Annotated in this window: 18 protein-coding genes, 1 tRNA gene and 1 pseudogene; 7 read left to right on the top strand and 13 right to left on the bottom strand. The window is 67.2% G+C overall.

Features of this window, described 5'->3' with window-relative positions; genetic code table 11:
• Positions 1–102 precede the first annotated feature (102 nt).
• The 4 genes from ACESMO_RS10735 to ACESMO_RS10720 form a co-directional block, all read right to left on the bottom strand.
• Positions 103–2,664 carry an HWE histidine kinase domain-containing protein gene (locus tag ACESMO_RS10735; RefSeq protein WP_372708141.1) on the bottom strand — a complete coding sequence of 854 codons (2,562 nt, stop codon included), beginning with the start codon at positions 2,662–2,664 and terminating at the stop codon, positions 103–105.
• Positions 2,661–3,263 (bottom strand): hypothetical protein, encoded by a 603-nt coding sequence (locus ACESMO_RS10730; protein ID WP_372708140.1) that lies wholly within the window; start codon positions 3,261–3,263, stop codon positions 2,661–2,663. Before ACESMO_RS10730 ends, ACESMO_RS10735 begins: the two co-directional genes overlap by 4 nt.
• A gap of 374 nt (positions 3,264–3,637) precedes the next feature.
• Positions 3,638–4,192 (bottom strand): ActR/PrrA/RegA family redox response regulator transcription factor, encoded by a 555-nt coding sequence (locus ACESMO_RS10725; protein WP_372708139.1) that lies wholly within the window; start codon positions 4,190–4,192, stop codon positions 3,638–3,640.
• Between the two features lie 71 nt (positions 4,193–4,263).
• Positions 4,264–5,724 (bottom strand): ActS/PrrB/RegB family redox-sensitive histidine kinase, encoded by a 1,461-nt coding sequence (locus ACESMO_RS10720; protein WP_372708138.1) that lies wholly within the window; start codon positions 5,722–5,724, stop codon positions 4,264–4,266.
• 54 nt (positions 5,725–5,778) lie between these two features.
• Here ACESMO_RS10720 and ACESMO_RS10715 point away from each other — a divergent pair, with 54 nt between their 5' ends.
• From ACESMO_RS10715 to ACESMO_RS10705, 3 genes are all read left to right on the top strand, one after another.
• On the top strand, positions 5,779–6,426 hold the full coding sequence (locus tag ACESMO_RS10715; RefSeq protein WP_372708137.1) for an SCO family protein: 648 nt from the start codon (positions 5,779–5,781) through the stop codon (positions 6,424–6,426).
• A gap of 182 nt (positions 6,427–6,608) precedes the next feature.
• Positions 6,609–7,889 (top strand): polyhydroxyalkanoate depolymerase, encoded by a 1,281-nt coding sequence (locus ACESMO_RS10710; protein ID WP_372708149.1) that lies wholly within the window; start codon positions 6,609–6,611, stop codon positions 7,887–7,889.
• Positions 7,855–8,577 (top strand): M48 family metallopeptidase, encoded by a 723-nt coding sequence (locus ACESMO_RS10705; RefSeq protein ID WP_372708136.1) that lies wholly within the window; start codon positions 7,855–7,857, stop codon positions 8,575–8,577. Before ACESMO_RS10710 ends, ACESMO_RS10705 begins: the two co-directional genes overlap by 35 nt.
• Before the next feature lie 62 nt (positions 8,578–8,639).
• Here the strand turns inward: ACESMO_RS10705 and ACESMO_RS10700 are convergent, their stop codons facing one another.
• Both ACESMO_RS10700 and ACESMO_RS10695 read right to left on the bottom strand, forming a co-directional pair.
• Positions 8,640–10,739: a transglycosylase domain-containing protein gene (locus ACESMO_RS10700; protein ID WP_372708135.1), complete on the bottom strand. Its 2,100-nt coding sequence runs from the start codon at positions 10,737–10,739 to the stop codon at positions 8,640–8,642.
• Between the two features lie 116 nt (positions 10,740–10,855).
• Positions 10,856–11,806 carry an alpha/beta fold hydrolase gene (locus ACESMO_RS10695; RefSeq protein ID WP_372708134.1) on the bottom strand — a complete coding sequence of 317 codons (951 nt, stop codon included), beginning with the start codon at positions 11,804–11,806 and terminating at the stop codon, positions 10,856–10,858.
• Between the two features lie 106 nt (positions 11,807–11,912).
• Here ACESMO_RS10695 and ACESMO_RS10690 point away from each other — a divergent pair, with 106 nt between their 5' ends.
• Positions 11,913–13,037 carry a Rieske 2Fe-2S domain-containing protein gene (locus ACESMO_RS10690; RefSeq protein WP_372708148.1) on the top strand — a complete coding sequence of 375 codons (1,125 nt, stop codon included), beginning with the start codon at positions 11,913–11,915 and terminating at the stop codon, positions 13,035–13,037.
• Positions 13,038–13,146: 109 nt separating this feature from the next.
• Here the strand turns inward: ACESMO_RS10690 and ACESMO_RS10685 are convergent, their stop codons facing one another.
• Positions 13,147–13,806 (bottom strand): TetR family transcriptional regulator, encoded by a 660-nt coding sequence (locus ACESMO_RS10685; RefSeq protein ID WP_372708133.1) that lies wholly within the window; start codon positions 13,804–13,806, stop codon positions 13,147–13,149.
• A 175-nt stretch (positions 13,807–13,981) separates the two neighbouring features.
• Positions 13,982–15,853, bottom strand: a complete 1,872-nt coding sequence (locus ACESMO_RS10680) for a cation:proton antiporter (RefSeq protein WP_372708132.1) — start codon at positions 15,851–15,853, stop codon at positions 13,982–13,984.
• A 176-nt stretch (positions 15,854–16,029) separates the two neighbouring features.
• Between ACESMO_RS10680 and ACESMO_RS10675 the strand changes: the two genes are divergently transcribed.
• Positions 16,030–18,156, top strand: a complete 2,127-nt coding sequence (locus tag ACESMO_RS10675) for a M13 family metallopeptidase (RefSeq protein ID WP_372708131.1) — start codon at positions 16,030–16,032, stop codon at positions 18,154–18,156.
• A 352-nt stretch (positions 18,157–18,508) separates the two neighbouring features.
• On the opposite strand, the gene hisS is transcribed toward ACESMO_RS10675, so the two are convergent.
• From hisS to ACESMO_RS10650, 5 genes are all read right to left on the bottom strand, one after another.
• A complete protein-coding gene (gene hisS / locus ACESMO_RS10670; protein ID WP_372708130.1) occupies positions 18,509–20,020 on the bottom strand; it encodes a histidine--tRNA ligase in 1,512 nt (503 codons plus the stop codon).
• 85 nt (positions 20,021–20,105) lie between these two features.
• Positions 20,106–21,392, bottom strand: a complete 1,287-nt coding sequence (locus tag ACESMO_RS10665; RefSeq protein WP_372708129.1) for a DUF418 domain-containing protein — start codon at positions 21,390–21,392, stop codon at positions 20,106–20,108.
• Positions 21,393–21,470: 78 nt separating this feature from the next.
• Positions 21,471–22,055: a phthalate transporter gene (locus ACESMO_RS10660; protein WP_372708128.1), complete on the bottom strand. Its 585-nt coding sequence runs from the start codon at positions 22,053–22,055 to the stop codon at positions 21,471–21,473.
• Positions 22,052–22,930, bottom strand: coding sequence for a 3-hydroxybutyryl-CoA dehydrogenase (locus ACESMO_RS10655; protein ID WP_372708127.1), 879 nt, complete (start codon positions 22,928–22,930; stop codon positions 22,052–22,054). The genes ACESMO_RS10660 and ACESMO_RS10655 overlap by 4 nt, the downstream gene beginning before the upstream one ends.
• Before the next feature lie 91 nt (positions 22,931–23,021).
• Positions 23,022–23,342 (bottom strand): YggT family protein, encoded by a 321-nt coding sequence (locus tag ACESMO_RS10650; protein WP_372708126.1) that lies wholly within the window; start codon positions 23,340–23,342, stop codon positions 23,022–23,024.
• A gap of 157 nt (positions 23,343–23,499) precedes the next feature.
• Between ACESMO_RS10650 and ACESMO_RS10645 the strand changes: the two genes are divergently transcribed.
• A tRNA-Ala gene (locus ACESMO_RS10645) sits at positions 23,500–23,575 on the top strand.
• Positions 23,537–23,947: pseudogene (locus tag ACESMO_RS10640) on the top strand (DUF6538 domain-containing protein); the annotation flags it as partial. The gene ACESMO_RS10645 and the pseudogene ACESMO_RS10640, both read left to right, overlap by 39 nt.
• Positions 23,948–23,964: the final 17 nt, after the last annotated feature.

The raw sequence follows: 23,964 nt of genomic DNA, 5'->3' as shown, positions 1-23,964 counted from the left end.
CGCTGATCCAGACGTGAACCCCGCGCCAGTCAGCCAGCCAACTTCATCAAAACTGAGTCAGAGCCCGTTCTGGACGGCGATTCACACTCTGGCCGCCTCGCGTCAGCCCACCATCGCCTTGGCCGCCCCGACCGCGACCGTTGCGGCCGAATAGGGCTTCTTGACCACCGCGCAGGCGCGATGCTCCGGCGGCAATTTGATCTCATCGCCATAACCGGTTGCGAACGCATAGGGGATGCCGATTTGCCGAAGGCGGTCGGCGATCGGGAAGCTCATCTCGCTGCCCAGGTTCACGTCGAGCAGGGCAAAGGTCGGTGTCTCGGCGTCGAGCAGCCGCATCGCCTCCTGAACGTCGCTGGCCGTCAGAACCCGTTCGGCGCCCAGCGACAGCAGCATCTCCTCCGCGTCCATGGCGATGATCATGCTGTCTTCTACCAGCAGGACGCAGCCCGAAAGACGGAACTGGTCGGCAGGTGTGGGCGCGGTTGCCGGAGCCTGGGCCACGTCGCCGTCGTGATTGACGAATTTCGACGGGACGACGAAGCGCGCCTCAACCCCATGCAGTGGGTAGTGGATGCTCGCCTCACCGCGCAGATCATGAGGAACCGAGCGCTCGATGATCGTCGTTCCGAAGCCGCGCCGGGTTGGAGCCTGAACGGGCGGCCCGCCCATCTCGCGCCAGCGGATAACCAGATCATCGTTCTCGACCGTCCATTCGACGACGACCCGTCCCGATCGATCACTCAGCGCACCATATTTCGCCGCATTGGTCACCATCTCATGGAGCACCAGAGCCATGGTGGCGAACGCCTGGGGTTCCAGCAGCACGCGGGGGCCGTCGACATGAACCCGGGGGGTGCCGCCGCTCAGATAGGCCGCCGCCTCGTTGGCGATGAGGCCTTGCAAGGGTCGGGGGCCCCAGTTGCTTTCCGTGATCTGGTCATGGGCGCGCGCCAGCGCCTGGACCCGTCCGCCGATCGTGGCGGCGAAGCTTTCGATGTCGGTCGCGCCGCCCTTGCTCTGGGATATGAGGCCCCGGATCAGGCCCAGGATGTTACGAACCCGGTGGTCAAGCTCGGCAATCAGCAGGTCCTGACGCTCCGACGCGCGTTCGCGCTCCTGTTCCGCCATGCCGGTGAGGCGCAGAACCACCTCCAGTACCGTGACGCGGAGCGCGTCGGCCGCTCTCAGTTCAGGCTCGGTCCACGGAGCGCTTTGACCCCGGATGATCTCGCGCCAGGCCTCGAAGCTCTTGCGCGGCGTAAGCCTGATCCCGTTGGGCCCGACCTCCACCCGCTTTGCCGGGTCGCCCGCCCAGGTGATCGACTGGGCGATCTCGCGGCGGAAAAAGATCAGATAGTCCCGGGGCGTTCGCGACACCGGGATCGCCAGCATGCCGGCCGCGCGTTCGGCATAGTCGCGCGCGGGCGGATGGACCTTGCCGAGGTCGTTGACGGCCAGCACCTGACTGGCGGCGCTCTGGTCCAGGAACCGGGTCAGAGCGGCCATATGCTCAAGCGTCGGCGTGGACCCGGTCAGAACCGTCTCGTCGCCGACCCGTATAGCCATCCCGTCGCAGGGCACGATCTCGCTGATCCGGTCCGCCATCGCCGCCAGGTTGGCGGTGGTCGAGCCATTCTCGGCGATAGCGGACATGAGCCCGTCATGGAGGCGGCGGGTGCGCTGCTCATAGTCGGAGACCGCCTCGCGTTCGCGCGTTTCGATCAGCAGGGACAGAACCTGTGCGAACAGCTCCGCCGCCGTCCGCCGCTCATAGCTGACCTGCCGCACCGTCTTGTGATGGCACGAGATGAGACCCCATAGCCGCCCGCCGCGCAGCAGCGAAACGGTCAGGGTGGCCTGAACGCCCATGTTCTTGAGATATTCAACATGCATGGCCGAATGGGCCCGTAACGTGCTCATCGACAGGTCGAGCGGCGCCCCCGTCGGGCCGAGTTGCGGCACGATGGCGGCGGGGATGGCTTCGATGTCGGCGACGACGCGGACGACATTGCGCTCCAGCAGCGCACGCGCCTGCCGGGGGATGTCGGACGCTGGATAACGCAGCCCCAGGAAGGGTTCGAGGCCGGCGCGCACCCGCTCGGCGACGACCTCGCCCGTGTCGTCGGGATGGAATCGATAGATCATCACCCGGTCATGGCCGGTCAGAGCCCTGACCTGCCGGGCGGCCTCCCGCAAAAGCGCTCCGAGGTCGGTCAGTCGGTTGAGCCGGCCCAACATGGATTGAACCACAGCCGACGGATTGAAATCGCCCTCGGGTTCGCTCGGCTCGGCCTCGATGACGACCTCGCCTTTCGACATGTGCACGGCCAGATCGAACCTTCCGCCGCCATCGACCAGCTGCACCCCGAACGCGCGCTCGACGGCGTCCTCGCCCCGAAGGATCGCGAGGCGATTGCGCAGCGTATGGGCCGCTTCGACCGCGAGGACGTCTCGCAGTGACGTCCCGAGAAGCTTATCGACGCCTCGGCCGAGGACGTCGGACGCGTTCGCCGAAACGCGCGAGATCAGCCAGTCGGTCGAGATGGCGATCAGCAAGCCCGTCGGCTGGATCGCGCTGATCAGATGGATCGGTTCACGATCGCAGTTGGTCAGATCGACGGGTTCGGTCATGGGGTCGTTGGAGATATCGGGGGCGGTCATACCCCGACCTCTGGCGTGTGCGCCAAACGCGCATATACGGCGAAGGTCGCGCGCGCGCCTGAAAAGAGTGCGAGCTCATCTTCTGATCCGGCCGCGCCGCGCAAATCGACTTGATCCAGCAAGCGCGCCCAAGGCTTGGCCAGTCTGAAATCGAAGTATCCGGTCGGCAATCCAGGGCCGACGCGCTTGCGCAGGATTTTCGAGCCGAGGCGCGAGCCGCGCACCACATAGGCGAGGCCCAGGCCGTCGATCGGGCCCGGCACCGGATCGATCTCGCCGGACGGCTCCATGCCGAGGGCGGCAAGATCGGCGGCGAGCGCATCGCCCATGCCCGCGAAGTCGGCTTCGTCCACACTGCGCCAGTGCGGTCTCAGCGTGTTCAGCGCCGCAAGATTCAGGTCAAGAAAAGCCGCGTACCCCGTGGGTTGGCCGAGATCGAATCTGGAAAGCAACCGATCGACGCCTCGGTGGTCAATCCGTGTTGCGAGCTTCAGGCGCAGATGGACCGACGCGGGCTGAAGGGCGCTTTGGGCGGACCCGGGCCGACCTCCCGGTTGAGGGGATTGCCCATGTGACCATGCCTGCCGAGGTGCTTCCATGGCGGCTCCCGAGCTCGATAGCGCGCCGTATCCAGCGAATTCTAACGTCTCGTTCAATATGGCAAGCCAGGGAAAGAGACAAGCGGTTGAGGTTCTCCTGGGCTGTCGCAACCGTTCCGTCCCCCCTCGAAACCCTGCTGGCTGATCCCGACGGCCTGCGCCTGATCCCGACCGCGAGAAGATCGAGTGGTTCGGCCTGTCCGAGCGTGAGGCGCACGACTCCATCGCCGCCGTCACGGGCGGCCATCACGGCGTAAGACTGCAAGTCCCTGCCGCGCCTCGAATTCGCCTCGACGGCCTGCCCCTGGCGGGGTCCGGATCCGCGCAAGAGACGCCATGACCGACTCACTCCCCTGACCGAATGCCGCGGCCGCTTAACGCGGTGCCCGTTTGGCTAATATCCGCTGCAACGTCCGCCGGTGCATGCCCAGACGCCGCGCCGTCTCCGAAACGTTGTGGTCGCACAGCTCATAGACGCGCTGGATGTGTTCCCACCGCACCCGGTCCGCGCTCATCGGATTGTCGGGCGGTTCGGGGGCCTCGCCGGTGGCCATCAAGGCCTTGACCACGTCGTCGGCGTCGGCGGGCTTCTGCAGATAATCGACCGCGCCCGCCTTGACCGCCGCGACGGCGGTGGCGATGGCACCGTAGCCGGTCAGCATGACGATGCGGGCGTCCTCGCGCCGGTCGCGGATGGATTCGACCACCTTCAACCCGTTGCCGTCCTCTAGCCGCATGTCCAGCACGGCGAAGGCGGGGACATTGGCGCGCAACGCCTCCGATGCCTCCGCGATGGACGCTGCCGTGGTCACCACGAAGCCGCGGCTCTCGAGCGCGCGGCCCAACCGGGTCCGCAAGGCGTTGTCGTCGTCCAGCAACAACAGGGTTTTGTCGTCAAGGGCGGCGATTCGGGCTTCGGCATCAGGCATTTAGGGGTCTCCTGCGAGGTCAAGTCGTTAACGATACGCCAGCAGTAAAGGTTCAGATGAAGGGTGCGACACTAAGGCGGGACCTCAAGCGCGGGGCGGGACCAACGCACCGCGACCCTTGCCCCCTTCGGCTGGCCGCGCCCGCCCTCGCCCGGCCCCACGGCCACCTTGCCCCCCGTGCGCTCCAGCAGGGTGCGGGCGATGAAGAAACCCAGCCCCATGCCGCCCTGACTGGGCGCGATGACTTCGGGCGCGGGCGCGGTTTTCTTGCTCTTGCGGCCGGGCCTCGCCGCCAGGGCGATCTGGGCGGCCAGCGCCCGGCGCGCCTTGCCCTGCGGCCGGCTGGTCACATAGGGCTCGCCCAGACGGGGCAGGATGTCGGCGGGGAAGCCGGGGCCGTCGTCGACCACCTCGATCTCGATGAAACCCGCGTCGACCAGTGCCTGTACCCGGACCCGCGTGTTGGCGAAGTCCGCCGCGTTCTCGACCAGGGTCGACAGGCCGTGAATGACCTCGGGCAGGCGCCGCACGCGCGGCGCGGGCTCGCCCGAAGCGGTGCGGACGGCCACCTCGAATTCCAGATCGAAGCCCCGGTGCGGCTCAACCACCTCTTCCAGCAGGGCCTTCAATCCCACCTCGGCGAAGGCGGCGTCGCCTTCCTCGGGCTGCTGCGACAGGCGTTTCAGGATTTCGCGGCAGCGTTCGGCCTGTTGCAGGATCAGGGCCGCGTCCTCGGCCGCCGCCCCCTCCTTGGTCGAGGCCCGCAGCAGCTCTCTGGCCACCACCTGGATGGTCGCCAGCGGCGTGCCCAGCTCATGCGCCGCCGCCGCCGCCAACCCGCCCAGCGCGGCCAGCCGCTGCTCGCGTTGAAGCACGTCCTGGGTGGTGGCCAGCGCCAGTTCCAGCTTCTCCGCGTCGGCCGCCACCCGCCAGACGTAGGCGGCCGTGAAGACCACGCCGGTGACCAGGGCCAGCGCGACCCCGAAACGATACAGGATCGGCAGCTCCAGCTCCGTGCCCTCCTGCCACGGCAGGGGCATGGCCCAGTAGAAAAGGCCGATGGTGGCGATCAGCACCAGCAGGCCGGTCAGGACGGCCAGTCGCCCGGGCAGGGAAGCCGCCGCCACCGTCACCGGCGCGACAAGCAGCAGGCAGAAGGGGTTCTGCAGCCCGCCCGTCAACGCCAGCAGAGCCGTCAGTTGCAGGATGTCGAAACCGAGGTGCGCCGCAGTCATCGTCCCGTCCGGGATCGAGCCGTCGGTGCGGCGCAACCGGCCGGTGGCGTGCAGATTCATCATCACGCTGGCCGCGATGACCGCAATGCAGGGCCACAGCGGCAGGTCGAAGCGGAAATAGAGCGTCGCCACCAACACCGTCGCGCTCTGACCGACGATGGCCATCCAACGCAGGATGACCAGGGTGCGCAGGCTCAGGCCCCGGCTGCGGCGCGGCAGATTGCGCCATGAGGCGAACCGCCCCGCGCCCTCGGGTGGTTCCTGCTGCGACGACAGTGGGTCTTGGGTCGGGTTCACGTCTCTCCTATAGACCGGCCATGCCCGCGTGGGGCGTTTTCGACGAGAGCCACGATGCCGCGCCGCTCCATCCTGCTGTTTGCCGCCGCCTGCGTCGTCATCGCGACCGCCTTGGCCATCGTCACCTTCGTGGTCGTCGGGCGCGCGCCCGGCATGACCTCGGGTGCAGCGGGCGTCGCCGCCGGCGAAGCCACGGTCACCACCACGGGCGAAGCACGGATCGGCGGTCCCTTCCAGCTGGTCGACCAGAACGGACGCGCGGTCGATCAGACGCTGCTTGACGGAAAATGGTCGCTGGTCTTCTTCGGCTTCACCTATTGCCCCGACTACTGCCCCACGACGCTGGCGGCGCTGGATGCTACCCAGCGGGCCATGGACCCGGACGGCGGGGACATGCAGGTCGTCTTCATCACGGTGGACCCCGGGCGTGACACCCCCGCCGTCTTGAAGACCTATCTAACCTCGGACGGATTCCCCGACGGAGTCGTCGGCCTGACCGGCTCTGCGGCCCAGATCCAGACCGTGGCTGACGCTTACGGGGCATCATACGAAAAGGTCGGCGAGGGCGACGCCTATACGATGAACCACTCGCTGCGGGTCTATCTGATGGGCCCTGACGGCAACTATCGCGGCTTCGTCACCCACGACCTGGGACCGGCACGGTCGGCGGTCATGATCCGGCAGATCATGGCGCGGGGCTGAAGCCTCTGCCGCTCGCCGCACGGCTGGGCGAGCTGGGCGATCCCGAAGGGGTCGAAGACCGCAGCCCAAGCTCATGGGCTGGCCCCTTGGGGCCGGCTCGCCGTATTAATATAATCTTTTTGCAGCGCGGCGCGTTCTATGCTGCCCTGCACATCGTCGGCGGGGGCCGTTTCAGGACACGCATGCTGTATTCGCTTCACGAGCTCGCCTACCACTCGGCGACGCCGTTCCGGTTCGGGGCCCAGATGGCCCGCCAGTTCTGGAGTTCTCCATTCAATCCCGCCTCCGACAGCGCGATCGGCCGCACGGCTTTCGCCTCGGCCGAGCTGTTCGAGAGCGTCACGCGCCGCTACGGCAAGCCCGCCTGGGGGCTGGAGACCGTCGACGTCGGCGGCAATCCGGTTCGGACGACCGAACAGGTGGTCTGGTCGTCGCCCTGGTGTCGTCTGGTCCGCTTCGCCCGCCACGTCGGCGACGTGAAGCGCGCCGGCAAGCCCGCCGCCGCCCCCGCCGTCCTGATCGTCGCCCCCCTGTCCGGCCACTATGCCACCCTGCTGCGCGGTACAGTCGAGGCCTTCATCCAGGATCACGATGTCTACGTCACCGACTGGGTCAACGCCCGTCAGGTGCCGATGCTGGAGGGGCGGTTTGACTTCTTCGACTACATTGACCACGTGCGGACCATGCTGGGCGTCATCGGTCCCCGCGCCCACGTCGTCGGCGTCTGCCAGCCGGGACCGGCGGTGCTGGCCGCCTGCGCCCTGATGGCCGAGGACGAGGACCCCCACCGTCCGGCCTCCATGACCTTCATGGGCTCGCCCATCGACGCGCGCCTGTCCCCGACCGTCACCAACCAGCTGGCCGAAGACAAGCCGTTCACCTGGTTCCGGTCGAACATGATCCACACCGTACCCTGGCCCTATCCTGCCTTCGGACGCCGGGTCTATCCGGGCTTCGTCCAGCTCTACAGCTTCATGTCGATGAACGAGGAGCGCCACGTCGACGCCCACCGCGAGTATTTCCGCGATCTGGTGGCAGGTGACGGTGACGGGACCCAGAAGCACGAGGAATTCTACGACGAATATCTGTCCGTGCTCGACCTGACCGAGGAATTCTACCTCCAGACCATCGACATCGTCTTCCAGCAGCACCTGTTGCCCCGGGGCCTGTTGGAGCATCGCGGGCGCAAGGTCGAGCTGTCGAAGGTAACGGACATCGGCTTGATGACCGTCGAGGGCGCGCGCGACGACATTTCCGGCGTCGGGCAGACGCAGGCGGCGCACACGCTGTGCACCGGCCTGCCTGACGCGCGGCGGGAACTTTACGTCCACCCCGAGGTCGGCCACTACGGCGTCTTCAACGGTCGCCGCTTCCGTGACGACATCTACCCCCGCGTCCGCGACTTCATCGCGAGGAACGAGGCCCTCTGTGCAGTACCGGAACGGTCAGCGGCTGCCGCTTGACGGCCTGACCGTCCGCCTGTCGGTCAATCCCCGCGCCCGCCGCCTGTCGATCCGCATCGACGGGCGCGCGGGCGAGGCCGTGCTGGTCGCCCCCAGTGAGCGCCGGCTGGCCGACGCCGTGGCCTTCGCCCGCACCCGGACCGACTGGATGCGCGAACGCCTGGCCGAACGTCCGGCAGGGCACCCCTTGGCGCCCGGCGCGACCGTTTCCTTGCTGGGCCGACCGACCCGCCTCCTGGCCGGCGGCGGCGCCGGAGCCGCGCGCCTGTCCGAGGACCCCGGCGGCCCGATCATCGTCTCCGGCGGCGAGGGCGCGGCCTATGCCCGCCGCGTTGAAAACCTGTTCAGGAGAGTGGCGAGAGAAACGCTGCAAGCCCGCACCGATCACCATCTTCGCGCGCTGGGCCAGGACGCGGGTCGGGGGGCCGTGAAGATGTCCATCGCCGACCCCAAATCCCGCTGGGGCTCGTGCAGCCCGCACAACCGCACCATCCGCTACAGCTGGCGCGTGATTATGGCCCCACCCGCCGTGGTGGACTATCTGGCCGCCCACGAGGTCGCCCACCTAGTCCATGCGGACCACAGCCCGGCCTACTGGTCGGTGGTGCAACGACTGGTCGGCGACCACCTCCCCTTTCGCAAATGGCTGCGCGACCACGGCCCGGCGCTGCACGCGGTCGGCCGCTGACGTCTCCCCGCCGTCGGCTTGGCCGATGGTCCCGTTTGCTCTGCGAACAGAGCGGGGACGGTTCAGAAGAACAGCGGGTCCTGCCGCCGCTCCGGCTGGGGTTGTGCGCGTTCCGGCTGGGGTTGGGTCGGACGCAGCACCGGCTCCTCGCGACGCGGAGACTCGCGCGGTTCGGGACGGGGCTCCGGAAGCGGCTGGTCCAGCGGACCGGCCCCCTCGGCCGGCGGATTGTCGCCGAACAGGTCGCCGATCTCGCCCAGCAAATTCTCCACCGGACTGGGCGGCTGCCAGCCCTCGGGCATGGCCGGGCCGTTGGGGATGGCCGGGGCGTTCAGGCGCGGCAGGGCCGCCTGCATGAAGCCATGCCAGATAGCGGCAGGCGACGAACCGCCCGTGACACCGCGCATCGGGCTGTTGTCGTCCTTGCCGACCCAGACGGCGGTGACGAATCCACCCGTGTAGCCGACGAACCAGGCGTCCCTGTAGTCGCTCGTCGTGCCCGTCTTGCCGGCGATGTCGCGCCCGGGGATGGCCGCGGACCGGCCCGTGCCGCTGGTCATCACGCCACGCAGCATCTGGTTCTGGTAATACAGAAAGGGGTTTGAGATGGCTTGCATAGGCCGCTCGGCCCGCGCGGCGCGCTGATAGATCACCCGGCCCTCGGGCGTGCGGATGCGGCTGATGCCATAGGCCGTGACCCGCTTGCCGCCGTTGGCGAAGGCGTCATAGGCTTGGGCCATCTCCAGCGGCGAGACCTCGACGGCCCCCAGCGCCATGGCCGGTTCCAGCCCGATACGCGAGGTGATGCCAAGACGACGCGCGGTGCGGGCCACGTTGTCGCGGCCGATCTGGTCGGCCATGCCGGCGGCGACGGTGTTAGTCGACTGGGCCACCGCGGTGGCCAGGCTCATCTCGCCAGCAAAGTTGCCCGAATAGTTGCGCGGCGACCAGTTGCCGATGCGGATGGCCTGATCGACCACGCGCGTCTCGGGCGTATAGCCGCTCTCCAGCGCGGTCAGATAGACGAAGGGTTTCCACGCCGATCCGGCCTGTCGCCGCGCGTCCGTGGCGCGGTTGAACTGGCTGTCGGCGTAGGACGCGCCGCCGATCATGGCCCGCACCCGGCCGTCGCCGTCCAGCGCGACCAGCGCGGCCTGCTGTACGCCCTTGGTCCGGTCGCGGTCCAGGATGAGACGCACCGCGCGCTCGGCCTGGGTCTGCAGCGTCAGGTCCAGCGTCGTCTCGACCACCATGTCTTCGGTCGGCTCGCCGACCAGTTCGCGGATCTGCTTGTCCAGCCAGTCGATGAAATATTGGGCGTGCTGGGTCGCCAGGGTGCGTGATACCCGCACCGGCGCGGTCACGGCCTGCGCCCGCTGCTCCGGCGTGATGACGCCCGAATCGACCATTTCGTTGAGCACGACGGTCGCGCGCGTGGCGGCGCGCTCGCTCTCCGAGACCGGCGAATACCGGGACGGGGCTTTCAGCAGACCGGCCAGCAATGCGGCCTCGCCGATGGTCAGCTTGGAAGCACTCTTGTCAAAATACCGTTGCGACGCCGCCTCGATGCCATAGGCACCAGCGCCGAAATAGACACGATTCAGGTAGAGGGCGAGGATTTCCTGCTTGGAAAATTTCATCTCCAGCCACACCGCCAGCATCAGCTCCTGGACCTTACGCTTGACGTTCTGGTCCGGGCTCAGGAACAGGTTCTTGGCCAGTTGCTGGGTCAGGGTCGAGCCGCCCTGCACCACCCGCCCGGCCTCCAGATTGGCGGCCATGGCGCGGCTCATGCCGATCGGATCGAACCCCGGGTGGTGATAGAAGCGCCGGTCCTCGATGGCGATGAAGGCTGCGGGCACATAGTCCGGCAGGGCGTCCAGATCGGCCGGCGGGGCCTGCTGGGTGCCGCGCAAGGCGATCAGGGCACCGTTGCGGTCCAGATAGGTGATCGAGGGCTGGCGATCGACATTGTAAAGGGTCGAGGTGTCAGGCAGGTCGCGCGCGAAAACGGCGAAGAAAACCACAAGGAAAATAGCCCCCCAGACGCCCAGAACGGCACCCCAGTAAACTAGCCGCTGCATGGGCGTGCGCGCGGGTTTGGGCCCACCGGCGTTTCCGCCCGCGCTGCCGTGCCGGACGTTGAAGCCGCTACCCGCCATCTGAACCTCTTGAACCGTCGCTCGCTCTTAACGCCTCGGCCCCGCGAACGGAAACGCCCCCACCGGTCAAGCGACCATGAGGGCCATTTCCGCCGAAAGCATGACAGTCCGACGCCCTAATCTAGAAACGCGTTCACCTCGGCGGCGAACCGCGCAGGCTGATCGAGCATGATGAAATGGGCGCTGTCGTCGATCCGGCTCAGGGTCGCGTCGGGCAGGGTGGCGAACGAGCCACGGTAGATGCCGTCGGTCATCTCAGGCGTCATGCCGGGGAAGTTGAAGGTCACATAGAGCACTTCTGTCGGTGCCGTGATCCGGGCCAACTCGGGCCGCAGGTCGGTGACGATCAGCTCGCGATAGGCCGCCGACGAAACCGCGCGGTCGCTGCGGGCCGTGTCTTCAAGCGGTCCGGCGCGCAGGGCTTCGGTGTTGATCATGCCCGTGACTGCGGCCGCGGCCTGGGCCTTATACTGGTCATCGGGACTGGAGGTCATGCCGGCGTAAATCTGTTCGGCCATCGGAGCGACGCTTTCGGCGGTCGGATTGGTCCCGGGCGCGCCGAACATGGCACCCATGAAGGGCACCATGTCGACCACCATCAGCCGGCCCACGCTGTCGGGATGACGCGCCGCCAGCATCATGGCGATGGTGCCGCCCATCGAGTGGCCGATCACCGCCGGCTTGTTCAGATGCTGCTCGGCGATATAGCGGGCCAGATCCTCGGCGACGGGGGCCGAGACATTGCCTGTGGCGTTGTCCTCGGCCGGCGCGCCGGCAAAGCCCTGGATGTGGATACGGTGAACGCGATAGCGGCCCTTCAGGCTTTCGGTCAGTCTGTCCCAGACCTCGGGCGAGGATGACAGGCCCGGAATCAGGATGACGTCGCCGACCGGACGCTCGGGCCCATCGATCCGCACGTGGAACCGTCCGGATTCGAAGTTGGCGTGATGATGGCCGTGGTCGGCTGCGGTGCCCGGGTGATGCTCCTGAGCCAGCGCAGGCGAGGTAGTCAGGGCGAGCGCACCGGCCAGGGCGGCGATGGCGGCTAGGGCGGTCAAAGTCTTCATAGTGATATCCTTGATGTGGCGGGCCGATGTCCACTCGTCGCCGCAGGGGGCGCGCATCGATGCGGGCGGTCAAGACTTCATCGCGGACCCCCGCTAGACTGTCATGATGAGTCCCGCCGACAGCGCCCCCGCCACGTCCTCCACCGCCCCTGAAGCCAAGGCCCCGCCAGCCGCCTTCGGCAAGGGCTTCGTGATGGACGCCTGGTATTTCGCCGCCCTGTCGCGCGACGTGGCGCCGGCCTCGCTGAAGCGCCACGAACTGCTCGGCGAGCCGGTCCTGATCGGCCGCACCCGGGCGGGGCAAGTCTATGCCATGCGCGACATCTGCCCCCACCGCGCCGCGCCCCTGTCGGCCGGTCGGCTGGTGGAAAAGCCCGGCGAGGGCGAGACCGTGGAGTGCTGCTACCACGGCTGGCGCTTCCGGCCAGACGGCGTCTGCGCCGCCATCCCCTCGCTGGTCGAGGATCAGGCCTATGAGCCCGAGCGCATCCGCGTCCGCAGCTATCCGGTGCGCGAAAGCCAGGGGATGGTCTTCGTCTGGATGGCGTCGGACCCGCGTGGACAAGCCGAGCCGGACCATGAGCCGCCGGTCTTCCCCGGCGTTGTCGGCGGTGAAGCCAAACTGGTCGAAGGGATGGATTTCGACGCCCATGTCGACCACGCCGTCGTCGGCTTGATGGACCCCGCCCACGGCCCCTACGTCCATCAACAGTGGTGGTGGCGCTCCGAACATTCGATGCACGAAAAAGCCAAGGCCTTCGAGCCGACCGAGCACGGCTTCGCCATGATCCGCCATGCGCCGTCCTCGAACAGCCGCGCCTACAAGATCTTGGGCGGCGCCCCCGCGACCGAGATCACCTTCCGCCTGCCCGGCTATCGCTGGGAGCATATCCAGGTGGGTGAGAAACAGGTTCTGGCCCTCACCTGCCTGACGCCGGTGACAGAAATGAAGACCCGGATCACCCAGATCTTCTGGTCCGACCACTGGATCTTCGGGCTGGCCAAACCCTTCCTGCGGATGGGCGTCGTCGCCTTCCTCAAGCAGGACGGCGGGATGGTGAACCTGCAGAACGAAGGCCTGCGCTACGACCCCGCCCTGATCTGGATCGACGACGCTGACAGACAGGCGAAATGGTACCAGCAGCTGAAGCGCGAATGGACCAAAAGCCGCGCCGAGGGGCGCGACTTTTCGAATCCGGTCAAGCCGGCGGTGCTCAGGTGGAAGAGCTAGACAGTCTTAAGCGCGCTATCGCTCGCGACGCGGTCGCTCGCGTCTTGAGCGCGCGCGAAGCGACAGGTCGGGCCGGGAGGTCGCGAAGGGCCGACGACCGCGACCCAGGCTACTGACGCGAAATCGCGCCGGCCAGGATGACGTCGATCTGCTTGGCCATGCGGGACGTCAGCTTGTCCATCGCCCAGCCGTCGTAGGCGGCGCGGCGATAGTTGGACAGGAAGGCCTCGTAGACGAGGTCGCTCAGCAGGTGCACGTCCGTGTCCTGACGCAGTTCGCCTTCACGGATGCCGGCCTGCAGCGTGTCGGTGACGACCGAGATCAACGGCTTGATGGCGGCGCGGGTGCGCATCTCGGCGGCGACGGGCTGGAACCACGAGCGGGCGATAACCGCCTGCACCAGCGGGAGCTGCTCCAGCGAACCGTGGTAACCGGCGCTCAAGGCGGCCAGCAGTCGCGTCTGGACCGATCCCTCTGAAGCGGCGGCGGCCTTCAGCGTCTCGGCCAGCTTGGTCAAGTCTTCCGACAGGACAGCCTCGAACAGTTCAGCCTTGTCCTGGAAGTTGGCGAAGACGGCCCCGGTCGACATGCCCGCGCCCTTGGCGATGTCGCGGATGGTGGCGGGCTCGTAGCCGCGCTCGGCGAAGAGCGTGCGGGCCGCGTCGAGAACCTTCTGGCGGGTCCGCCCCTTGGCGGCCTGACGGCGATTCAGGCGCGGAGCTTCTGATGCGGAAACGGATCGGGGAGGGGACAGGACGGAATCTCGCATGAAAACGGTTACTCGACTGATTGACAGCTGACATACGCCATCGAAAACTGGCCGCCGAAGCGATGCTGGGTTTCGCGGCGGGCGCGGTGCTTCTCCCGGGTTTCGACATCCGGTCGAGCCGGACCAGTGAACACGCAACGATGACCAAAATGGGGTATTCGGATTAACGGCGCGATTAGCCGGGGGTTTTACGCGTCCCGCCGTCCACGGGTCGGGGCCTCTGCGTAGTCCTCAACGCGCGCGCCGGACGCAGCGCCTTTCCGTCGGGCATGGCGGCCTGAAACAGGGTGCGAAACCGGTCGCGCCGCTCGTGAATCGAGGCCAACACCAGCCCCATGGGCACGCCTACATCGACCAGGGTGTTCTCGGCCAGTTGCAACGCCGCCTCGGTCGTCTCGGGCACGGCGTCGGTCACGCCCAACTGATAGAGCCGCACGGCGTGACGGTCGTCCCGCGCGCGCGCGATGATCACCAGATCGGGGCGCAGCGATCGCGCCGTCTTGACCACCTCGTCGACCTTGGTCGGCGCGTCCATGGTCACGACGATGGCCCGCGCCGTGTCGATGCCGCAGCGCCCGAGCATCTCGGCCCGGCCCGCGTCGCCGTAGAAGACGTTGGCACCCTCAGCCCGCCCCTTGGACACCGTCGACGCATTGGTATCCAGCGCCATGAAGGCCTGGCCGTGCTCGGTCAGCATCTCGCCGACCAGCCGCCCGACCCGGCCAAAGCCGATGACCAGTATCTGTCCGTCAATCGCGTCGGGAGCTATGGCCTCTGGCACCGAGTCCGGCTGAACCGCTTTGGCGCGCAGCACCAGTCTGTCGGCGATCAGGGCCATCAGGGGAATGGTGAAGATGCTGATCGTGGCGGCCATCAGGACCGTCTGGGTGAAAGCCGGTGCCGCAATGCCCTCAACCAGGCCAGCGCCCAGGATGACGAAGGCGAATTCGCCGGCTGGACCCAGCACCAGGGCCGTTTCGATGGCGTTGCGGTTGTTCAGACCCCACAGCCGGGCGACTCCGAAGATCAATCCGGCCTTCAGCAAGGTCAGGATGGCGGCGAGGCCGAATACCGCGCCGGGGTTCGCGGCGACGGCGTCCAGGTCCAGACTGATCCCGACTCCCACGAAAAAGACTCCGAGCAGCAGCCCCTTGAAGGGCTCGATCGATATCTCGACCTCGCGACGGAACTCCGTCTCCGCCAGCAGCAGACCTGCGATCAAGGCACCGAGGCTCATCGACAGACCGGCGGCCTGGGCGGCCACGCCGGCACCGACGACGACCAGCAGGCTGGCGGCGACGAACATCTCCTGCCCCTGCCCGCTGGCCTTGGCCCGGGCGACAGAGCGAAACATCGGTCGCAGCACCAGCCGCCCAAGCACGATCAGCAGCGCCAGACCGATCGCGGCGGGAATGAGGGTAAACAGGGCCGGCCGCAAAACCGCGGGATCGAAGTCGCCATTGCCACCGACACCGCTTAGCGCGAGCGCCGCCAGGACTGTGACGGTGATCAGGATGGGGGCCACGACCAGGTCCTGGGCCAGCAGGATGGAGAAGGTGGCGCGCCCGGCAGTCGTCCCGATGCGACCGCGCTCGGCCATCACCGGCATCACCACGGCGGTCGAGGACAACGCCAGTCCCATGCCCAGCACCGCCGCCGACACCAGCGGCTGTCCCATCGCGACGAAGACCGCAGCCAGCGCCACCGTGCAGACCGCCACCTGGGTCAGGCCGAGACCGAACACCATCCGGCGCATGGCCTTGAGCCTGCCCCATGAGAGCTCAAGCCCGATCATGAACAGCAGGAAGGCCACACCCAGTTCGGACAGGGAGCGTATCTGGCCCGCATCCGAGATGGTCAACCATGACAGCCAGGGCATGGTGTCGGCCAGCCGCGCCAGCCCGTCCGGTCCCAGCAAGACGCCGGCCGCTAGGAAGCCAAGCACGGGGCTGATCTTCAGGCGATTGAACAGCGGCACGACGACGCCCGCGGCGGCCAGGAAGACCACCAGATCCTTGTACTCGCCGCCGCTGCCGTGAACCGCCATTCGTCCCCCGTTCCAACCCCCACTATCCGGGGCGAAAGCGTCGCCGCCAAGCCGAATCCGGCCGCCCTGCGGCGATCAGGCCAGATCATGACGAATAATTCAGGCGACAGCCCGCGAACGAGGCGTAGGGTCCGCGCCGACGCTTTCCAGAGAGAAGCGAAGTCGAGGATTCCCCCATGAAGAAATTGCTGATCGGCGCCGCCCTCGGCGCGCTGCTACTGCCCGCTTCCGTGGCAGCGGCCCAGGACCACGACCACGCCTGCCTCGACGAGAGCTGCACGGTTTTCGAACTGTTCCAGACCCCGGCCGAGGGTGGCACGGTGCTTGGCTATCAGGGCACGGAGACGCCGCGCTACGGAACCTGGGGCTTTGACCTGGCCGGCCGCGACACCTCGGTCCGCCCGGGCGACAGTTTCATGCGCTACGCCAACGGAACGGCGCTGGACCGGATGCAGATCCCGTCGGACCGCACCTCCTATGGCTCCTTCGCCCTGCTGCGCGAACTGTCCGACAATCGGGTCAAGGCGATGATCGAGGGTCTGACGGCCCGCGCCGATCTGGTCGCCGGCTCGGACGAGCAGAAAATCGCCGACGCCTATCGCTCCTATATGGACACGGCGCGGATCGAGGCGCTCGACGCCCAGCCGCTGCAACCCTATCTGGCCGCCATCCGCGCCGCCAACACCCACGAGCTCGCTGCCGTCTATATGGGACAGACCCAGGGCGGCATCGGAGGGTCCATCTTCGGCACCGGCATCACCACCGACCAGAAGGCCCCGACCCGCTATGTGGTGTCGACCGGCCAGTCGGGCCTCGGCCTGCCCAACCGGGACTATTACCGGGACGCCCGCTGGGCCGAAAAGAAGGTCCTGTACCAGGCCTATGTCGCACGGATGCTGGAGATGATCGGCTGGGAGAACCCGGCCGCGGCAGCCGAGGCCGTGGTCGCTTTCGAGAGCCGTATCGCCGAGGCCCACTGGACCCCGATCCAGAACCGCAACCGCGACGAGACCTATAACGAATACACCATCGCCCAGCTGGGCTCCGAAGCACCGGGCTTCCCGTGGCAGGACTATTATACTGCGGTCGGCGTGGGCGACGTGCCGCGCCTCATCGTCCGCCAGGACACGGCCATGCCCCTGATCGCGGCCATCTATGCAGAGACCCCGATGGACGTGATCCAGGCATGGCAGACGTTCCACACGGTCGATGAAGCGGCGCCGCGCCTGTCACTGCGCTTCGCCGACGCCCAATGGGAGTTCCGCTCGCGGGACCTGCAAGGCCAGCCCATGCAGCGCAGCCGCGACAAGCGCGGCATCAGCTTCGCCGAAGGCATGCTGGGTGAGGCGGTTGGCCGCCAGTATGTCGCCGACCATTTCCCGGCGGAATCCCGAGCCCAGATGGAGGAATTGGTTGCCAACCTGCGCATCGCCCTGGGCAACCGCATCCCCAACTACAGCTGGATGAGCGATGCGACCAAGGCCGCGGCGCAGGAGAAGCTGGCGAAATTCACCGTCAAGATCGGCTATCCGGACAAATGGCGCGACTATTCGGCGCTTGAGGTTCGGGCCGATGACCTGTTCGGCAATACCGAGGGCGCCGGCCAATTTCAGTGGCAATACCAGCTGAATCGTCTGAACGAACCGGTGGACAAGGCCGAATGGGGCATGACGCCCCAGACGGTGAACGCCTATTACAACTCGACCAACAACGAGATCGTCTTTCCGGCAGCCATCCTGCAACCACCCTTCTTCGATCCGGACGGCGACCCGGCGGTCAACTACGGCGCCATCGGCGGGGTCATCGGCCACGAGATCGGCCACGGCTTCGACGACCAGGGTTCCAAATCCGACGGCGACGGCGTGTTGCGCAACTGGTGGACCCCCGAGGACAAGGCCAATTTCGAGGCCCTGACCGCCCGTCTGGGAGCCCAGTACGACACCTATGAGCCGCTGCCGGGCTTCTTCCTCCAGGGCGGTCTGACCATGGGCGAGAACATCGGCGACGCCGCCGGCGTGGCGGTCGGCCTCGAAGCCTATCACCTGTCGCTGAACGGCCGGCCCTCGCCGGTGCTGGATGGGATTACCGGCGATCAGCGCTTCTACTACGGCTGGGCCCAGGTCTGGCAGACGCTCTATCGCGACGACGCCTTGCGCCAGCAGGTCACGGTCGGGCCCCACTCGCCCGCCGAGTTCCGGGTCATCGGCCCTCTCAGAAACGTCGACGCCTGGTATGCGGCCTTCGACGTCCAGCCGGGCGACAAATACTACCTCGCCCCGGAAGACCGCGTGCGCATCTGGTAGGCGGTCGACGAGACTGAACGAGAAGGACCGGAGCGGCGACGCTCCGGTCCTTTTTCCTTGCAACCGAGCTTACCAACCTGCTGCGCGCGCGATCCGCGCTCAAGCAGCGAGCCGCCGCGCGGCTGGCGTGAGCGCCCTAAAAAACGTGCAAAAAAGCCCGCCGCGGGGGATATATCGCGACGGGCTTCTTTCGCTCTCTACGAAGCGGACGTTTCCTCCCCGAAACGCCTTCGACCAACTTCCGCGCCGAAACGCGTCGTTGTTCGAGTGCGACAATCTGACGACATCTCGTCGGTCAAGTCAATGAAGCCACTCCCGAAACGACTGATTTTCCTGACTTATCAGTGATAAGTCAGGAGCCTTGTCGTGCGGCCTCGACGATGGCCCCCACGGTCGCGACCATGGCCCCGCGATCAACCGTCTGCTGGCCCGGCCGCTCGGCCTTCCAGGCGTCGTTGTCCGTCACCCCGGCGGCCAGGGCGCGCCCCGCGTCGAGGTCCTTGATCGTGACCTTGCCGGCTGCGATCTCGTCGCCGCCCAGCATGATCGCGGCGGGCGCGCCGCGCCGGTCGGCGTATTTCATCTGGGCCTTCATGCCTGCCCGGCCGAGATACAGTTCGGCGGCGACCCCCGCGTTCCGCAGCTCCGACACCGCGTCCAGATAGTGCTGCATGTCCGCCTCGCCGAAGACGATGACCACCACCGGCCCGCGCATCGCGGCCTCGCCGCCCCGGCCCGCCGCCCGCAGCGCCGCGACCAACCGCGACACGCCGAAGGAAAAACCCGTGGCCGGCAGCCGCTCGCCGGTGAAGCGCGCGACCAGATCGTCATAGCGACCCCCTCCGCCGATGGAGCCGAAGCGCACGGCCCGGCCCTTGTCGTCGGTGGTGTCCATCAGCAACTCGGCCTCGAACACCGCCCCCGTATAGTATTCCAGCCCGCGCACTATGGTGGGGTCGAAACGGACGGTGCCCTCGCCGACCTTCATCGCCGTCAGCGCCCGGTCGATGGCCGACAGCTCTTCCAGCGCCGCCTCGCCGATCGCGCCCAGCCCGCTGGCACGGGCCACCGCGTCCAGCGTCCCCGCCCGCGTCAGGCCCGCGTCGCCAGCCGAGGCCAGGAAGGCCTCGAGGGTCGCGGCCACACCGATGGGCAGGTTCGCGCCCTTGGTGTAGTCGCCGGACTCGTCCAGTCTTCCCTCGCCCAACAAGGCCGACACGCCCTCCCAGCCCAGCCGGTCGAACTTGTCGATGGCCCGCAGCGCCGTCAGCTTCTGGACCGGATCGGTCACCCCGCCCGCCTCGAACAGGCCGTCGAACAGCTTGCGGCTGGACACCCGCACGACCGCCTGATCCGCGCCCAGACCGGCGGCCCGCAGGCCCTCGCAGGCCATGGCGATGATCTCGGCGTCAGCCTCGGGCCGATCCGATCCGACGGTGTCGGCGTCGCACTGGACGAACTCACGGAAGCGGCCCGGACCCGGCTTCTCATTCCTCCACACCGGGCCGAAGGCATAGCGGCGGAAAGGCTTGGGCAGGGTCTCCCAGTTCTGGGCCGCGAATCGGGCCAGCGGCGCGGTCAGGTCATAGCGCAGCGCCATCCACTGGCCGTGGCCTTCGGCGTCCGGGTCGTCCTGCAGGGCGAAGACGCCTTCGTTGGGTCGGTCGGCGTCGGGCAGGAATTTGCCGAGGGCATCGGCGTATTCGAAGGCCCCGGTCTCCAGCGGCTCGAAGCCCCAGCGCTCATAGACCTCGGACACGCGCGCGACGAGGCGGCGTTCGGCGATCAGGTCGGGGCCGCGGCGGTCAGCGAAACCTCTCGGATTGCGGGCTTCGGGACGGGGGGGAGCGGCGGCGTCGGTCATGGAGGGCTTCTAGAGGGGCGAGGGGCGGGCGGCGAGGGGCGAAATCCCGGATTCATCGCGCCTCTCGACCCTCGACCCCCGTCTCTCAGCCCTGGCTTCTGCGCAACGGCACCATCCGCCCATAGGTCAGGCAGCGCCACAGCCACTCGAGCGGCCCCATCTGGAACGCCGCCAGCCACAGCGGCGACCAGATCAACTGGGCGATCCAGATCGCGCCCACCGCAGCCCACAACCGGCCCGGCCCCCACGCCGGGTCACCGAACAGCAGCGGCCCCCACGGCATGTAGAACAGGCTGGTCATGATCAGCGTCTGCATCAGATAGTTTGTGAAGGCCATGCGGCCCACCGGCGCCAACCTCGCGGTCAGCACCTTCAAGCCCAGGCGCGTCATCAGGATCAGCATGCTGACGTAGCCAAGGGTGATGACCCAGGCGAAGCTGCCCGCCACCCCCGCCAGTCCGCCAGACGGAGAGTCGGTCCCGCGCGGCGCGCTGGACTCCATCCATTCGTACCAACCCAGCGCCGCCAGATTGGCCGCGCCCAGGGCGAAGACCAGCAGATAGACCCAGGTCGGCGACTTGCCGACCATGAACCCGGCCTTGAACAGACCGAGGCCCAACATCATCAGCCCCGTCGTGATCGGGGTGAGGATCAGGCTGGCGGTCTGCAGGAACAGCCATGATTTGGCGTTTTCGATCAGCGCGCCCGGCCATCCGGACTGATAGGCCTGAATGGTCGCCATCAGGGCTTCCTGCGTGATCTCGAAGGGATTGCCGCTCCCGCCCCCCGCCGGAGCCCCCGCGCCCGGGGCGCCAGTGAACAAGGTTTCGGCCATCATGGCGGCGGCCGACGACAGGGCGAACAGAAGGTTCAGCCCACCCCCGACCCAGATCAGCCGCTTGGCCGACCAGGACCGGACCAGCATCACGATCAGGCCACAGTAGGCATAGTGCAGCAGGATGTCGCCGAACCAGAAGGCCAGGCCGTGGATCGCGCCGAACACGGCCAGCCAGAACAGGCGGCTCCGCAACAGCTTGCCGCGCCCCTCGTCGGACCGCTCGCCGCCGATCAGGAAGATCGAACAGCCGAACAGCATGGAGAATAAGGTGCGGAACTTGTCCTGGAAGAAGACGTCGGTGACCCAGTGGCCGACGATATTGGCCTGGTCATGCGGATAGGGCGGGGTCAGGCGGTTGCTCATCTCCAGGGCCCAGGGCCAGGCGAAGGCCATGGCGTTGACCGCCAGAATGCCCAGGATCGCCCAGCCCCGGAGCATGTCCAGGGTGAAGATCCTGTCCTTGGGCGCGACAGGCCCCAAGGCTGCGGGCGCCGGTCGGTCGCCCTGAATGGCATCGATGTTCGTGGCCGTCATTTCGCCCCCCCGCGACAAGACAAGCAAGCTTTACAAGAGCGCGAAGGATCGACAACTTAATTCCCTGTAATGCGGGGATCAGGCTTCGTGTTCGGCCCGATCTCCCAAGACGCCCAAGACGCCCAGCCTGTCCCGCACTTCGGGTTGCGATGAAAAGGCGATGAAAGCGGCGCACAATCCGGCCCACAGCGCATAGGACACGCCCACCAACACCGCGATCGGCAGGCCGCCGACGCCGAAGATCAGCAGAGTCGTCTCGGTCGCGCCCGCCGCCTGGGCGATGCCACCGGCCTCGAACCAGCCGACCACCGAGACCAACAGCGCCAGCAAGGCCTGAAGACCGACCGCCAGCAGGCCGCCGTAGAACATAAAGCGCCAGATCACACCCAGCCGCGTCGAGGGCCGGCCGCTGCGCTCGCGCTCCCTGGCCAGCAGCCACAGTCCGCCCGGCACGGAGCACAGGCCGATCACCAGCACGACCAGTCGCCAGTCCATCTCCAGGCTGGGCAGCCAGTTGCGCGGCGGCCAGATCGCCAAGGTGACGATCAGAGGCGGCCACATTGCCCCCGCCAGAGCCGCCAACGCGATGCGATGGGGCTCGCGTCGCCAGGCCACGCGTTGCTGGCCGGGAAAATCTTCGGGTCTTTCGGGAATGCCGATCATCGCGTGGGCACCGGGACGTCGCCGGAATAGTCATAGAAGCCGCGCCCGGACTTGCGCCCCAGCCAGCCCGCCTCGACGTATTTCACCAACAGCGGACAGGGCCGGTATTTGCTGTCGCCCAGCCCCTCGTACAGCACGTTCATGATGGCCAGAACGACGTCCAGCCCCATGAAGTCCGCCAGCTCCAGTGGCCCCATCGGATGATTGGCGCCCAGCTTCAGCGCCGTGTCGATCGAGGTCACGTTCCCCACGCCCTCATACAGGGTGTAGATCGCCTCGTTGATCATCGGCACCAGGATGCGGTTGACGATGAAGGCCGGGAAGTCCTCGGCGTTGGTCGTGGTCTTGCCCAGCGATTGGGCGAAGGCGACGGCCGCCTCATAGGTCGCGGCCGAGGTGGCGATGCCGCGAATGATCTCGACCAGCTTCATCACCGGCGCCGGCTTCATGAAGTGCAGGCCGATGAACCGCTCGGGCCGGTCGGTCGCCGAGGCCAGCCGGGTGATCGAGATCGAAGAGGTGTTGGACGCCAGCAGGGTGTCCGGCCCCAGATGTGGCAGCAGCTCAGCCAGGATCGCCTTCTTGACCGCCTCGTCCTCGACCGCCGCCTCGATGACCAGATCGGCCTTGGCCGCCTCGGCCAGCGAGCGGGCGGGGGTGATCCGCTTCAGCGTCGCGTCGGCGTCCGCCTGGGTGGTCAAGCCACGCCCGACCTGACGCGCGAGGCTGGCGGCGATGGCGGCCTGGGCCTGGGGCACGCGCTCGGCGGCGGCGTCATGCAGGATGACGTCATATCCGCCTGCAGCGACCGCCTGGGCGATTCCCGCCCCCATCTGCCCGGCGCCGACAATGGAGACTGATCGGATGATGGTCATGAAGTCCGGTTTGCTGGCGGGCGCGCGCCCGTTCGGAGCGGCACCTTAGGACCCTCGCCGAAGCACGCAAGGGCGGATGGAGGGCATGCGCTCAGTAGCCGCCGACGAGACCCATCAACGCCGCTTGCGACGCCGGCAGCAGAAAGCCTCGGATGCCCTGGATCAGGATCAGCACGATGATCGGGGTGATGTCGATGCCGCCCAGTGGCGGGATGATGGCCCTGAACGGCGCCATCACCGGCGCGACGATCGCATCCAGCGCCCCGGCCAGCTGGTTCACGAACCGGTTGCGGTGGTTGATGACGTCGAAAGCGAACAACCAGCTCAAAACCGCGCTGATGATAATCGCCAGCACCAGCAAACCCAGCAGGGCGTTGATGACGAAGAAGATGAAACCGATGATCGCCGCCATGCCGTCCGATACTCCCGAAGCACTGTCGGCCGCTTCTAGCCCGCACCCGCGCGCTTCGCCAACTGTTAGGCGAGGCCGCCGCCGCACGGTTGACGCCGCGTCCCGCCCCCCGTATGTCGCGCCCTCGCCTGCGCCCCACTGTTCCGTTGGGGCAAAGGGGGCCGTAGCTCAGTTGGTAGAGCGCGTCGTTCGCAATGACGAGGTCAGGGGTTCGACTCCCCTCGGCTCCACCACCCCTTGATAATTCAGAGGATTGGGGGATTTCAGGCGGTTCCTGTGACACAACGCTGCTACACACGGTCAACAGCGGACCGTCCAATAAGCGTGGCCACGAAAGGGTTTCGCGCCTTCGGGACTGTCACACCGACCTGCATCACCAACCGTCGTCACGGTCTCCTGGACCGTCGAAACGGTCGCGGCCCAAAGGGTCATCGAGAACGCCTGGGCTGATCCTCCGAGGGACGATCTACTACCTTCGTCTCCGGGTTCCTCGACACTTGTCATCGGCGATCGGGCAAACTCATTTCATGCGGTCGCTCTCGACGGGATCGAGATCAGAAGCTTGTCGTCTTGCTCGGTTGGTGGCTGGCGATTTTGAGCGGACACTGCGGGAGATCGAGGC

This window comes from Brevundimonas sp. (genome assembly GCF_041688735.1).
Taxonomy (GTDB): domain Bacteria; phylum Pseudomonadota; class Alphaproteobacteria; order Caulobacterales; family Caulobacteraceae; genus Brevundimonas.
Note: the sequence above shows the minus strand (reverse complement) of the source record. Positions and strands in the feature narration are given on the sequence as shown.